Annotated in this window: 10 protein-coding genes; 5 read left to right on the top strand and 5 right to left on the bottom strand. The window is 69.7% G+C overall.

Annotated elements, in window-relative coordinates; all coding sequences use genetic code 11:
• Positions 1-30 precede the first annotated feature (30 nt).
• The 5 genes from ACFVYE_RS15315 to ACFVYE_RS15295 form a co-directional block, all read right to left on the bottom strand.
• Positions 31-816: an ankyrin repeat domain-containing protein gene (locus ACFVYE_RS15315; RefSeq protein ID WP_383959291.1), complete on the bottom strand. Its 786-nt coding sequence runs from the start codon at positions 814-816 to the stop codon at positions 31-33.
• Between the two features lie 358 nt (positions 817-1,174).
• Entirely contained in the window at positions 1,175-1,675 is a 501-nt protein-coding gene (locus ACFVYE_RS15310) for a nucleoside deaminase (protein ID WP_383959293.1), read from the bottom strand.
• 122 nt (positions 1,676-1,797) lie between these two features.
• Positions 1,798-2,268 (bottom strand): cyanase, encoded by a 471-nt coding sequence (gene cynS, locus ACFVYE_RS15305; RefSeq protein ID WP_383959295.1) that lies wholly within the window; start codon positions 2,266-2,268, stop codon positions 1,798-1,800.
• A 65-nt stretch (positions 2,269-2,333) separates the two neighbouring features.
• Complete coding sequence (locus ACFVYE_RS15300) at positions 2,334-2,924, bottom strand: carbonic anhydrase (RefSeq protein ID WP_383959297.1); 591 nt, start codon at positions 2,922-2,924, stop codon at positions 2,334-2,336.
• A 372-nt stretch (positions 2,925-3,296) separates the two neighbouring features.
• Positions 3,297-4,010 carry a GntR family transcriptional regulator gene (locus ACFVYE_RS15295; RefSeq protein ID WP_389605842.1) on the bottom strand — a complete coding sequence of 238 codons (714 nt, stop codon included), beginning with the start codon at positions 4,008-4,010 and terminating at the stop codon, positions 3,297-3,299.
• A gap of 210 nt (positions 4,011-4,220) precedes the next feature.
• Here ACFVYE_RS15295 and ACFVYE_RS15290 point away from each other — a divergent pair, with 210 nt between their 5' ends.
• From ACFVYE_RS15290 to ACFVYE_RS15270, 5 genes are all read left to right on the top strand, one after another.
• Positions 4,221-5,492, top strand: coding sequence for an amidohydrolase family protein (locus tag ACFVYE_RS15290; RefSeq protein ID WP_383959301.1), 1,272 nt, complete (start codon positions 4,221-4,223; stop codon positions 5,490-5,492).
• Positions 5,489-6,994 (top strand): APC family permease, encoded by a 1,506-nt coding sequence (locus ACFVYE_RS15285; RefSeq protein WP_389605840.1) that lies wholly within the window; start codon positions 5,489-5,491, stop codon positions 6,992-6,994. Before ACFVYE_RS15290 ends, ACFVYE_RS15285 begins: the two co-directional genes overlap by 4 nt.
• A gap of 470 nt (positions 6,995-7,464) precedes the next feature.
• On the top strand, positions 7,465-8,373 hold the full coding sequence (cynR, locus tag ACFVYE_RS15280) for a transcriptional regulator CynR (RefSeq protein ID WP_389605925.1): 909 nt from the start codon (positions 7,465-7,467) through the stop codon (positions 8,371-8,373).
• Between the two features lie 525 nt (positions 8,374-8,898).
• Entirely contained in the window at positions 8,899-9,561 is a 663-nt protein-coding gene (locus tag ACFVYE_RS15275; protein WP_383959306.1) for a DUF7019 family protein, read from the top strand.
• A 3-nt stretch (positions 9,562-9,564) separates the two neighbouring features.
• Positions 9,565-12,846 (top strand): protein kinase, encoded by a 3,282-nt coding sequence (locus ACFVYE_RS15270; RefSeq protein WP_389605837.1) that lies wholly within the window; start codon positions 9,565-9,567, stop codon positions 12,844-12,846.
• The last annotated feature ends 382 nt before the right edge of the window (positions 12,847-13,228 follow it).

Below are 13,228 nucleotides of genomic sequence, written 5' to 3'. Positions count from 1 at the left end.
ACGGAATCCTGCGGCGGTTCGTCGGCGTTCTCACTGACGCAGCAGTCGCGCGATCTCGGTGTAGCCGTGTCGCCGGGCGTGCTGGAGTGGGCTGACACCGTTCCTGTCGGTGATGGAATGGTCGGCTCCTGCGTCGAGGAGCAGTTTGACGACTTCCTGGTGGTCCTGGCCGCCGTTGCCGAGGATGACGGCCTCCAGGAGCGCGGTCCAGCCGAGGTTGTTCACATGGTTGATATCGATGTCGATCTCCGGGTTGGTGGTGACCTCCCGTACGTATTCGGCGTGGCCTCGTTCCGATGCGGGGATGAGGGAGGTGCCGCCGTATCGGTTGACGACGGTGTAGTCGGGGTGGGCGGCGGCCAAGGTCCGGGCCATGGCGGTGCTGCCGGTCACTCCGGTCACCAACCACGGCGTGTCGTGCTGCTGGTCGAGCGCGTCAGGGTCTGCTCCGGCCTTGATGAGGATCTCGGCCGCCTTGACGTGGTTGCCGGTGACCGCCAGCAGCAGCGGGGTCCGGCGGTTCTCGTCGCGGGTTTCCACATCGGCGCCGCGCCGGAGGGCCTCGCGCACGGCCTCTGTGTCACCGGCGCGTGCGGCTTCGAGGAGGTCCGGACCGGTGGCCCGTTCGGCGGGGGAGTGCGCCGTGGAAGGCGAACGTGCCGGAGACTTCGCGGGTGAGGGGGTACCGGCCTCGGCAGGGGTGGAACGCTGCTGGGCGCTGCTGTCGCCGCCGGACTGTGTGGTGCAGGCGGTCGTGACTGCGAGCACGCCCGCCAGTGCTGTGAACAGGCGGGTGGAGCGTCTTACGAGTGTCATTTATCCTCTTTCGGCTCGATTGGCCGCCGGTTACCGAGACGGTCGACGGGCGGGAAGCGGCAGCACCGCGGGACGCCGGGCGGAAGCAGGTGATCCGCACCATCCACTCTTGCGTCGCGCACGGGCGCTGAGGTGGGTGAAGTGGCTCGGTGAGCGAAGCAGTTCGGTGGACTGTCGTGTCGGCCGAACGGCTGATGTGCCGCGTCCGCAGGCCGGCACGGTGCCGCCGGGCCGGGGCCGCAGGAACGGGAAAGGCAAGCGGAGGGCGCTCGGGCGCCATGGACGCCGAAGCGACCACGGCGCCGGAACACGAACGGAGACGTCGGGCTACTGCGCTGCCCGTGCGGCCCGTCGCGTCCTACGCGGCGGTCGGTGCCCCGGTGACACGCCGATTGCCGCCGTTGTGCTTCTGCCACAGCCGGTAGACCTCGACGGCCGCGTCCCGCGGCTCGTGGCGCATCGGCAGGCGACGCTCGGTGTAGTCCTTGGCGAACTCGTCGTAGAAGGTGTTGAGTTCGAAGTACTTGCGGTCGTCCACGTAGTGCGGCTCGTAGGCATCGCGGGTGGTGAGGAAGACGACCTCGTCGGGGGAGCAGTAGTACAGCGAGCCCAGGCACATGGGGCAGGGGTGGGCGAGCACGTAGATGGTGGCGCCCACCAGGTGCTCCGTGCCGAGCTTCCTGCAGGCCTCGCGGATGGCGAGGATCTCCGCGTGTGCGGTGGGGTCGGAGGTCTGGGCGACCTTGTTGGGGCTTTCGGCGAGGATCTCGCCGTTTTTGACGATGACGGTGGCGAAGGGGCGCCCGCCCTCTTCGACGTTCTGGCGGGCGATGTCGATGGTGCGCTGGGCAAAGTCCATGCGGAGGCCTCCGGTGGAGAGGGGGCGCCTGGTGGGCAGGCGGTGCCCCGGGGGAAGGGAGAGGGGGCGGGCTGGAGGGAACCGTGTCGCGCTCCGGCCCGCCACAACCAATGGACGGGAAGTCAGAAGGGCTTGGTCGGAAGGTACTTGCCGTCGAGTGTGATGACGGCGCGCTCGCCGCCCTCCGGATCGGCGACCTTCTTCACATCCAGCTTGAAGTTGATCGCGCTGATGATGCCGTCTCCGAACTGCTCGTGGACAAGGGCCTTGAGAGTGGTGCCGTAGACCTGGAGCATCTCGTAGAACCGGTAGATGGTCGGGTCGGTCGGAACTCCGCCGGGGATCGATCCACGGGTCGGGATCGTCTGCAGCAGCAATACCGCGTCGGCATCCAGGCCCAGCAGCTCCGCGACGGCGTTCGCGGCCTTCTCCGGCAGAGCATGCTGGCCGAGCACCGCCGCGGTGACGAAGGCGACCGACAAGCCTGCGGCATCGGCGATCTGCTGCCAGGTCAGGTCCTTGCGGGTCTTGGCATCGACGGCGGTGGCGGCGAGGATCTGGCGCGCGGTGGGGTCGAACTGGGCGTGTGTCATGAGAGGGATTCCTTTCTGCGGTACCGGCCTTGAGGAGTGGCCGGCGAGTTCGGTGGGGTGGTGGGTCATGCCGCGTCCGCGGCGTCGTCGATCGTCTCGATGGCTCCGGTTGCGATGTCGAATATCCAGCCGTGCAGGGTGAGTTTCCGGTCGGCGACGGCGCGAGCCACCGACGGGTGGGTGGCCAGGTTCTGCAGTTGCGCCAGGACGTTGGCCCGTACCAGGGCGGCGACTTCGGGCGTGCCGGGTTCTGCAGCTGCGCGGGCGGTCGCGGCATCCGCGTGCCGCAGCCAGCCGGCGATCACCGGCGTGGCGCTGAGGTCGTGTTCCTCGGCCAGGGCGGTCATGGCTCCGCACGCGGAGTGACCGCAGACGACGATGTCGTTCACGCCCAGTACGGCGACGGCGTACTCGATGCTTGCTGCGACACCGTCCGGTCCCGAGGCGTAGGCCGGGACCAGATTTCCCGCGGTTCGGACGACGAACAACTCACCCGGTTCGCTCTGCGTGATCAGCTCGGGTACGACCCGGGCATCGGAACAGCCGATGAACAGTGTCTTCGGCCGGTGTGTCATGGCCAGACGGGCGAACAGCTTCGCCTTGGCAGGAAAGACATCGCGGCGGAAACGCGCGGGGCCGTCTGTGAGGTCGTGCACGGTCACTCCCTTCGGTGGTTGCCGGCCCGACGGGCTGACGAGATTCACCATGCATGAGCGGTCCCTATAGTGTCCAAGTCTTGATATCCATAATTCTGATTGATCACATCTATAGTTCGCTGCAGGAGGGGTCCGGGCAGGGAGATCCGATATTGGGTGCGGGGTTGCCCGGGGGCCGTGACCGGCTCGAACCGCGACGGCTGCGGCATGTGCTGCCGCGCCGGAGAGCCCTTCTTGGCCGCTGCGCAAGCAACGCGGCAGGAGCGGCGCGCGAAGCGGATGGCGGCCCGGATGCGTGACGGGCGGTGCCCGGCAGGCCGCGGCGTGGACGACCGCGAGTGCGCCGGCTTCCCTGTCGCAGAGAGCGCTGGGTCAGGACGGCGTCGAACTGTCCCGGTTCTCGGTGGTGCCGGGGGCCAGGCAGCGCATTGCGGAGGCGCGCGTGCCCGCCACGTGGGCGCGGGCCAGCTCTTCCGCCCTCAGCTCGTCGTGGTCGCGGATGGCTTCGTGGAGCCGCTCGTGTTCGCCGCATATCGGTTCGCCGTCGTTCAGGGCGGAGGTGAGGCGGAACAGGCGCCGCAAGCGCGAGTCGAGGGGGGTCATCAGGTCCTGCAGCAGAGGATTGCCGGAGGCTTCGACGATCTGCTGGTGGAAGTCGGCGTTGTGGGTGACCACCTCGCGCAGCCGGCCCGCTTCGGCGGCTTTGCGGCTGAGGAGCAACAGACGCTCCATGTTTCGCAGCTGGGCGTCGGTGGCGCGGCGGGCGGCCAGGCCGGCCGCGAGGCCCTCCAGCTTTTCGCGTACGTCGAAGAGGTGCTCGGCGTCGTCCGTCCCGAAGCCGGCGACCAACGAGCCGCGCCGGGGCTGCGTGGTGAGGAATCCCTCCGACTCCAGCTGCTGCATCGCCTCCCGCAGCGGGATCCGGGACACCCCGAGCTCCTCGGCGAGTTCCCGCTCCACCAGACGATGTCCCGCCGGGTACTCGCCCTCGATGATCCGCTCGCGCAGCTCCACATATACCCGGTCCCGCAGGGACTGGTGGGTGTCGCCGATCGAGGCGCGACGGTCAGAGCGGCGGGTGGTCATGGGTTCGGCTCCATATGGGGTGGGCGGGACCGAGGGTGGGGCCCGGATTACTCCTGATCATCGCAGAACGGGAAAACCGATTCCCGGCAACCATTGCTTGGTATTCGGTATACCAGATAGCTTGTCGATGCCCGTCGCCCACCAGCATCTTCCCGGCCACAGCCTGTGGTGAGGCACGGCGTGAGACACACGAACTGTTGGAGGAACACCGTGTCGCTGCATGCCGACACCCAGCCGACCCCACCCGCGCCGACCGTCCTCGTGGACGCCACCCTGGCCGACGGCCGCCGGGTCGACATCTTCCTGGGCGACGGCCGTATCACGGCCGTCGAGGACCACCGGGCGGGATCCCGGGAATTCCGCGCGGGACACGACGCCGGCGCTGTCCGTCTCGACGGGGCCCTGCTGCTGCCCGCTCTGGTCGACGGGCACGCCCACCTGGACAAGACCCTGCTCGGTGCCCCCTGGCAGCCGCACAGGGCCACGGCCACCCTGCGTGAACAGATCGCCAACGAACGGGCCCTGCGCAAGAAGACAGGTGTCCCGGTCTCCGAACGCGCCGCCGCCCTTGCCGAGCGTATGGTGACGCTCGGCACCGGCCATGTCCGCTCGCACGTCGACATCGACCCGGACGTCCGGCTGGACGGCCTGCACGAACTTCTCGGTGTACGTGAGCAGTTCCGCGACCGGCTCGGCATTCAGCTGGTCGCCTTCCCCCAGAGCGGGGTGGTGACCGCGCCAGGCGTCGCAGATCTGCTCGATGCCGCCCTCGCCGAGGGTGCCGACCTGATCGGCGGGCTCGACCCGGCAGGCTTCGACGGGGACGTCGACGGGCAACTGGACATAGTCTTCGGCCTGGCGGAGCGTCACGGCGCGGGCATCGACATCCACCTGCACGACGGCGGCGAGACCGGCACCTTCCAACTGCGCGCCGTCGCCGAGCGAACGGCCGCCCTCGGGCTGGAAGGCGCCGTCACCGTGAGCCATGCCTACGCGCTCGGTGACGTCGACATGGCCGAACTCGACCGCACCGCTGCCGCGTTGGCCGCGGCGGGAGTCGCGATCATGACCAACGGGCCGCGCCACTCCATGCCTCCCGTACTGCGCCTGCGCGACCACGGCGTGCGGGTCTTCGCCGGCTCGGACAACATCCGCGATTCCTGGTGGCCCTACGGCACCGCCGACATGCTCGAACGCGCCACCATCATCGGCCTCCAGGGCGGCTTGATGACCGACGGCGAACTGCGGTACGCGGCCTCGCTGGCCACCGACGAAGCCGCAGCCGCACTGGGCCTGAGCGACTACGGCCTGGCACCGGGCAACCGTGCCGACCTGGTCGCGATCGCAGCGGGCGGAGTACCGGAAGCCGTGGCCGCCCACCCGCAGCGCCTGCTGGTGCTCCACGGCGGCAGGATCGTCGGCCCCGCACCACAGCCCGCCTTCCCGGCCGGCGGTGCCCCCGACCTGCGAGGAGAGCGATGAGCGCCCAACCGCACCCGAGGGCCGTCACGAGCTCGTCCGACACGGGCACACCGGCCTCCGCCGGTCCGGACGACGCCACCGGCACACGCCTTGCCGCCGGCCAGATCGGCACCTTCGACATGGTCTTCGTCGTCGTCGCCGCCGCCGCACCGCTCACTGTGCTGGCGGGAGTGGCTCCTTTCGCCATTGGTATCGGCGGCCCGGGAGCCCCGCTCGCCTACTTGATCTCCGGCGCGCTCCTGGTGCTCTTCGCCGCCGGATTCACCGCAATGAGCCTGTACGTACGCAACGCCGGCGCCTTCTACGCCTACGTCGCCCGCGGTCTCGGCCGCACCCTCGGTGTCGGCATTGCCTACGTGGCCGTCACCTCCTACAACCTCATCACCCCCGGAGTCGCCGCCGCCTTCGGCTACTTCGCCGCCGGAGCGATACACGACGCCACCGGAACGGACGTCCCCTGGTGGCTGCTCTCCGCCGTCTGCGTCATCGCAGTGGGAGTGCTGGGCTGGCTCAGGGTCACACTCAGCGCCAAGGTCCTCGGTATCGCCCTGGTGCTTGAGGTGCTCTCCCTGCTCGTCCTGGACGGCGGCATTCTGGGCGAGCGTGGCACTGCTGCTCTCGACCTGGGCTCCTTCGACCCCACCACACTCGCCGGCGGCGGAATCGCGGGCATGTTCGTGCTGGTCATCGGAGCCTTCACCGGCTTCGAAGCGACCGCGATCTACGCCGAGGAAGCCCGCGAACCACGCCGCACGGTACCCCGCGCCACCTTCATTGCCATCGGCTTCCTCGCCCTCTTCTACGCCGCGGGTGTCTGGCTGCTCATGGGCGCCTTCGGTACGGACAAGGCCGTGGAGATGGCCCGTGCCGCAGCCGGTCCCGATCTCACCTTCAAGGCGGGAGAGCTGTACGTCGGTGCGTGGCTGGCCGACACCATGCACGCGCTCATCATCGTCAGCGCCTTCGCCGCCACCCTCGCCTTCCACAACGCCGCCGCCCGCTACCTCTACGCGCTCGGCCGTGAAGGACTCCTGCCCCGACGCCTGGGCGAGGTCTCTGCGCGACACGGATCCCCAAGTGGGGCGGTGATTGCCCAGACCGCCTTCAACCTGCTGGTCGTCCTGGCAGGTGCCGTACTGGCTGCCGACCCCTATACCGTGGTCTTCCTGTGGACCAACAGCACCGCAGTCCTGGGCATCATGCTCATGCAGGCCATGGCCGCACTTTCGGTCTGGGCCTTCTTCCGCCATGACCGGCGCGGCATGTCCGCGGCCCGCGTGGTCTGGGCACCGCTTGTCTCGTTCGCCGGACTCGCCCTGCTGACCGTCCTGGCCGTCTTCCACTTCGACCTGCTGACCGGTGAGACCGGGCTCGTGAACGTCGTGCTCCTGGCGCCGCTGCCCCTGGTCCTTGTGACCGGTCTGTATGTCGCGCTGCGTATCCGCCGGGATGATCCCCGGCGCTATGCATCGCTGACCACGACCGACGTGGAAAAGGACTGAAGCCGGGACCGAATTGGCAGCCGGGTCGGCCTTGCCGCGTTGTCGGGCGCCTCGGCCCACGCCTCGCCTGCTTGCTCCTGAGTACCAGGTGATCCATGTCTTCGCCTGTGTCCGTCCCGGTCCACGATGACCGGGACGGCACCGAACATCGCGGCCAACGTGCCGAAGACGGCCCGAAGTTCCCGTTCGCTGTCGGGCAGTCGCTCGTCGAGGACCTTCCTGCCGGCCGGGGCATTGCGCCCGGCCAGGTGGTGGCCAGACCTCCCACCAGCATCGCCAACGGCCCCGGTGACACCACTTCCAGGTCTTCGCTGCGACAGTGGGCAACAGCCGTGCCGGGGGCCGGTGGCCTCTCGCAGGACCGCACATACACATGGGGCAGCGGACACCGGGGCTCTCCCGAGGCAGAAGCCCATAGGTGAAGAGGTGTATTAGTGGGCGTGGCGATTGACCCGCTCTATACTCCAAGCATGGGTCCGGAACTACGCCACCTCCGTTATCTGATCGCGGTGGCCGAGCACGGCAATTTCACGCGCGCCGCCGATGAACTGCGCATCTCGCAGCCGACGCTGTCGCAACAGATCAAGCAGTTGGAGAGAGTTGTCGGCGTTCAACTGCTCGACCGCAGCGGCCGCAGCGTCCGCACGACCGATGCGGGCGAGGTCTACGTGCGCCATGCGCAGCGCGCCCTCCGGGAACTGGCAGCGGCGGACCGTGCTGTCCTCGACGTGGCTGACCTCTCCCGCGGGCATCTGCGCCTGGCGATGACGCCGACCTTCACCGCCTATCTCATCGGCCCTCTCGCGCAGGAGCTTCACACCCGTCACCCCGGCGTCACGCTGGAGGTGCGGGAGATGACGCAGGACCGCATCGAAGCGGGCCTTCTGGCCGACGAACTGGACCTCGGCATCGCATTCGAGGGAACCCATCTGCCCGGGGTCGTCGCAACCGCGCTCTTCACCGAGACTCTCAGCCTTGTCGTCACCACGCGTCGTCCCGATACGCGCAGTGAGCGGCCGTTGCCGGTGAGCGATCTCGCCGGGCAGCAACTCGCCCTCCTCAGCAGCGACTTCGCCACCCGAAGCCACATCGACAACTACTTCGCTCAGCATCACATCAGCCCGCCGATCGCTGTGGAAGCCAACAGCATCCAGGCTCTTACCGAGATCGTGCAGCGCACCGGCCTGCTGGCCACCGTGCTTCCCGACGCCATCACCGACGACCACCCCCATCTCACCCCCATTTCCATCGACCCCCCGCTGCCCACCCGCGTCGCCACCTTGCTGCGCAGAGACAGCGCCTACGAGAGCGCCGCCGCACGCGCCTTCATCAGGCTTGCCCGTGACGTGGTCCAGGAACGCGGCTACACACCGGCCTGACGCCGCACTCCACGTGCGCGAGGACGGCCTCCTCGGCCAGGAGCTCCCGGGCGCAGGCGCAGCACCACTGTCACCCCACCGGTCAGTCCGGATTCCAGAATGGGGCGATCGCCGCCAGAGCCCCGCCCGCCCGGCGTACCGCGACACCGCAGGCCGGGCAGCCACCTTTCCGTCCTGAACTCCTCCGAGGAGAAAAGGTGTTGCACCGGTGCTGCGTTCGCCGCTCGGCCCCTGACCGACCTCGGGCAGCTCACCGCCGCCTGGCGGGAGGGCTCCGTGCGCAGCCTCCGGCCACCGCGCGGGCCGCCGCCACCCCCGCGCGCTGAGCACACCACGGTCCTCGCCCCGGCCAACCGTGCCGGATTCCTTGAAGGCCTACCGCCTGCATGATGTGCTGGACCCGGCGCCAGGGCGGACCGGCGCCATGGCCGGAACCAGCATCCGCGTCCCTCACGACGGGGATCCGCTCAGCCAGGGCGTCATAATGGTCGTGCTGTGCAAGGCTGTTGGAGGTTAGGAGCATCGGTGTCGTTGCACTACTACCTGTACGTCAGCGACAGCAAGGTGGACATGCTGCTCGCGCAGATCGATCCGGCGGTGAACAGGAAGCGGACCACCGAGGTGAACTTCAACCTGTCGGTGGTCGGGGGGAAGCACACGACCGAGTCGCCCGAGGGCGGTGACCGCAGCGCGCGTCTGCGGCAGGTGGTGCGGTACCTGGAGGAGCAGGGCGAACTGGGAACAGTCGACGAGCCGGGCCGGTTCTTCGGGGGGACGCTGCCGCTGCGTTGGGGGCCCTTCCCGACGGACCCGAACCTGGTGTACTTCGGCGGCTCCACCGAGTGCACGGTGGTGGGGCTGGGCGGCTCCGCCCACCACGTCCTCGGCGCGACGCCGGAGTCCGCACCGGGACTGCCCCGGTCGTTGACACCCTCGCTGCTTGCCGCGCTGGCCACCGACCCGCAGATCCGGCTGCTGGTCGAGGCGATCGGAGCGCAGGACGCGCACCCGGACCGGTCGGCCGCTCCGCAGGCCGCGCAGGCCGTTCATCGGGCCAACGCAGCCATGGCCGGTCCGCCGCAACGCGTCGAGTTCGTCGCCAAGCGGCTGCTGCACGTACCGGCTCCGCCGGGCGCCGGCGCGAGCGTGGTCCTGGGCACGCCCCTCTACGTCGCCCTGGTGGAGTAGACGGTGTGGGCGCCCGGCGACGTCGTGCTCGGCGTCTACGAGGTACGGGACGTGGTGCGCACCGGTGGGATGGGTCTGGTGTATCGCGTTCGACACCTCCAGTGGGGCGTCGACCTGGCCGTCAAGATGCCGCGGCCGGAATTGGTCGCCTCGCCGGAGGACCTGGCCGGGTTCGAGGAGGAGGCGGGCGCATGGGTCCGGCTCGGCGCTCATCCGCACGTGGTCAACTGCGTCTATGTCCGGCGGATCGACGGCGCTCCCCGTGTGTTCGCCGAGTGGGTCGGTGGCGGCACGCTCGCCGACGCCGTCCGCGACCGGCGGCTGTACCGCGGCGGTCACCAGGAGGCGGTCGGCCGGCTCCTCGACGTCGCCGCACAGGTCGCCTGGGGCCTCGACCACGCCCACCGGCACGGACTGGTTCATCAGGACGTCAAGCCGGCCAACGTGATGGTCGAGACCGACGGCACCGCGAAGGTCACCGACTTCGGCCTGGCCCGGGCACGCGAGGCCGGCACCGGCGGCACCGGGACTGATCCGCTGGTCAGCTTCGGCGGGATGACGCCTGCCTACTGCTCGCCCGAACAGGCGCGGGCCGAGCGGCTGAGCGAGGCGACCGACGTGTGGTCGTGGGCCGTGAGCGTGCTGGAGATGTTCGTAGGCCGGCCGCCGTCGTACTTCGGTCAGGCGGCGGCCCAGGTCTTCGAGCAGTTCGTTTCGACGGGCGTGGAGGATCCGGTGATCCCACGCATGCCCGATCCCGTCGCGGACATGCTGCGGCGCTGTTTCGCGGCCGATCCCGCGGCCCGCCCGAGCAGTCTGGGGGAGGTCGCCGACGAACTCACGCGGATCTACCGCGACATGACCGGAGACCGCTATCCGCGCGAACTGCCCTCCGAGGCGCAGCTCCTCGCCGACGGGCTGTCCAACCAGGCGCTGTCCCTGCTGGACCTCGGTGATCCTGACCAGGCGGAGGAGCTCTGGGAACGCGCTCTTCATGCCGAGCCGCGCCACCCGCACGCAACGTACAACCGCGGGCTGCGGCGATGGCGCGCGGGCCTGCTGACCGACCGGGAGCTGATCGCCGAGCTGGAGGGAGTGCGGACGAGCCGGGGCGGCGGCGGGATCGGCGACTACCTGCTCTCCCTGGTCCACCTCGAGCGCGGGGACAAGAGGCATGCGCTGCGGCAGCTGCGCGACCTACCGGACAGCCCCGAGGTCGCCGCGGTCCGCGTTCAGGCCGACCGTCTGCCGGACAACCGTCCCTCTGCCGTCCTCCAGCGCAGCACCACCCTGCGGCGTCCGGTCTTCGCCGTCAGTGCGGACGGGCGGGTCGCGGCGGTCTCCCACGAGATGCGCGACCTGCGCGTCTGGGACCTTGACACCGTTACGCCCGTGCGCGTCCTGTCCGGTCACCGCACCCCGCTCCAGTCGGCGGCGCTGAGCGCGGACGGACGTGTCCTCGTCTCCGGCGACGACAGCGGCCACGTACGCGTCTGGGACGCGGTGGACGGAAGCTGCCGACGCCGCTACGACCTGCCGCCGCACGGTGTGGAGTCAGTCGCGGTCAGCGGCGACGGGTCGGTGGTGGCGGTGGCGGGGGTGGACGGCTCCGTGCGGGTACTGGCGGACACGGTCCGCGTGATCAGCGAGGCGTTCGACAACTACGGCCAGGGGTTCGGCGGTGCGCTGACGCTCACGGCCGACGGGGCGCGGGTGCTGTCCTTCGACGGGTACCGGTGGCTCCTGCGGATGTGGGACCTGCGTACCGGTGAGCTGCTGGGAGGTATGAACCGGCTGAACCGGCGGTTCGCGTTCAGCCCGGGCGGCCGGTTCGCCCTCGCGGTCACCGAGGAGGAGACCGTGCGGCTGGTCGACCTGTCGACCGCCGCGGTACGCGATCTGGGCAGCGCGGCGGCGTGGGGTGGCGGCCCCATCGCAGTGACCGACGACGGCCGGGTCGGACTCTCCACCGACGGGGACTTCGGACTGCAGAAGTGGCTGCTCGACCACAACCGGTGCGTGTTCACCGGCGAATCCGACCCGGGCGCCGATGTCTCGGTCAGCGCGGACGGCCGAGTCGCCCTGCTCAGCATCCCCGAAGGCGAGTCGGTGGGCGTCGTCTGGCCGCCCCCGGCCGGGCCGCCGGCGCCGTGGAGCTACGCCCGTCCCGGGTCGGCGACCCGCCTCATCGAGGACGCCCGCACAGCCGACACCATCATGGACCGCGCCGCCGTCCTGCTCGACAGCGGCCGGCACGCCGACGCCTGGGACCAGCTGCAGATGGTCCGGGCAGCAGTACCCGGCTACAGGCGGCATCCCCGCCTGCTGCCCCTGTGGCGCCGGGCCGGCGCGGCCGCCGGCCGGTCGGGCTTCGCGGGCGCGTGGCGTACGCGGACGTTCGAGCGGCTGCTGCGCGGCCAGACCGCAATCACGCAGGACTTGCGGCGCGCGATCACCGGAAGGTACGACGGCTCGGTAGCGGTCTACGACCTGGAGACAGGCCGGGAGAAAGACGCCGCAGAGGGGCACGACACCGAGGTCCGGTGGGCGGCGCTGTGCGCCGACGATCAGCATGCGATCACCAAGGACTTGCGGGGCGTGCACATGGTCTGGGAGCTGTCGACCGCGCGCAGAGTCGCGACCTTGTTCCAGCCGGACGACGGGCCTGTACGGCTGGGCGCGCACAACGGTCTGTTGGCAGTGACGAGCAGGAAAGGCGAGCCCACCTGTCTGTGGGACAGCACGTCGCGGCGGCCGCTGTTCGTGTGGCCCGGCCCGGGCCACCGGTTCGCCACCCTGTCGGGGAATGTGGCGGTCACGCTGGCCGAGAACGGGCACGCCCGAGTACTCGATGTGCAAGACGGGCTCCTGCTGCGCACCGCGCGGTTTCGGATGGAGGAGGCGGAGGAGGACATGATGACGGCCGCGGTGAGTTCGGACGGGCGCGTCGTGGTGGCCACGCAGCGTTGGTACCCCGCCAGGGGAATCATCCAGCTCTCCCACACGGACCTCCCGGACGTGGGGAGTCGGACCGTGTCCTCCGGCAGCGTGAACTGTCTCGCACTGACACCGGACGGCGAGCTCCTGCTGACCGGCTCGTCCGATCACACGGTGCGCCTGTGGGAAATCCGCACCGGCAACCTCATCTGCGACCTGGAAGGCAACACCGAGGCCGTCTACAGCGTGGCACTGTCCGACGATGGCTGCCACGCCGTGTCATCCGACAATCTGGGCACAGTGCTGCGTTGGGAACTGGACTGGGAGTACACCCGCCCGGCCGACTGATCCTCGACGACCGCACCGGCGCGATCAACTGGTCCTGAACCCGACAACACAACGACACGTCCGATCAGTCGGGCACGCTACCGGCCGGCGTCGGCTGCGCGGCCTCAACTCCCGGGCAGACTCTGAGCTGTGCCCCACGAATCGTTCCTGCGGTGAACCTTGTCGGCCGTACGGATGACCGCAGGCCGCGCTCCGCCCAAGAGGCAGGCGGTGGCTGGTACACCCGGGGAATGATCAAGAACCTGGTACGCGGAATCGGGGCTCTCCCGCCGTCGGTACGTGGGGGAGTGGGCGGCGACGAAGCGGCGCCGGCAGCCGGCCGCCCATGAGGCGGAGCCTCAGACGCGGAGCCTCAGACGCTGAGCGTCATTGCCGACGGACC

This window comes from Streptomyces sp. NPDC058239 (assembly GCF_042882185.1).
In the GTDB taxonomy this organism is placed as follows: Bacteria; Actinomycetota; Actinomycetes; order Streptomycetales; family Streptomycetaceae; genus Streptomyces.
This window is presented reverse-complemented; position numbering and strand designations above follow the sequence as displayed.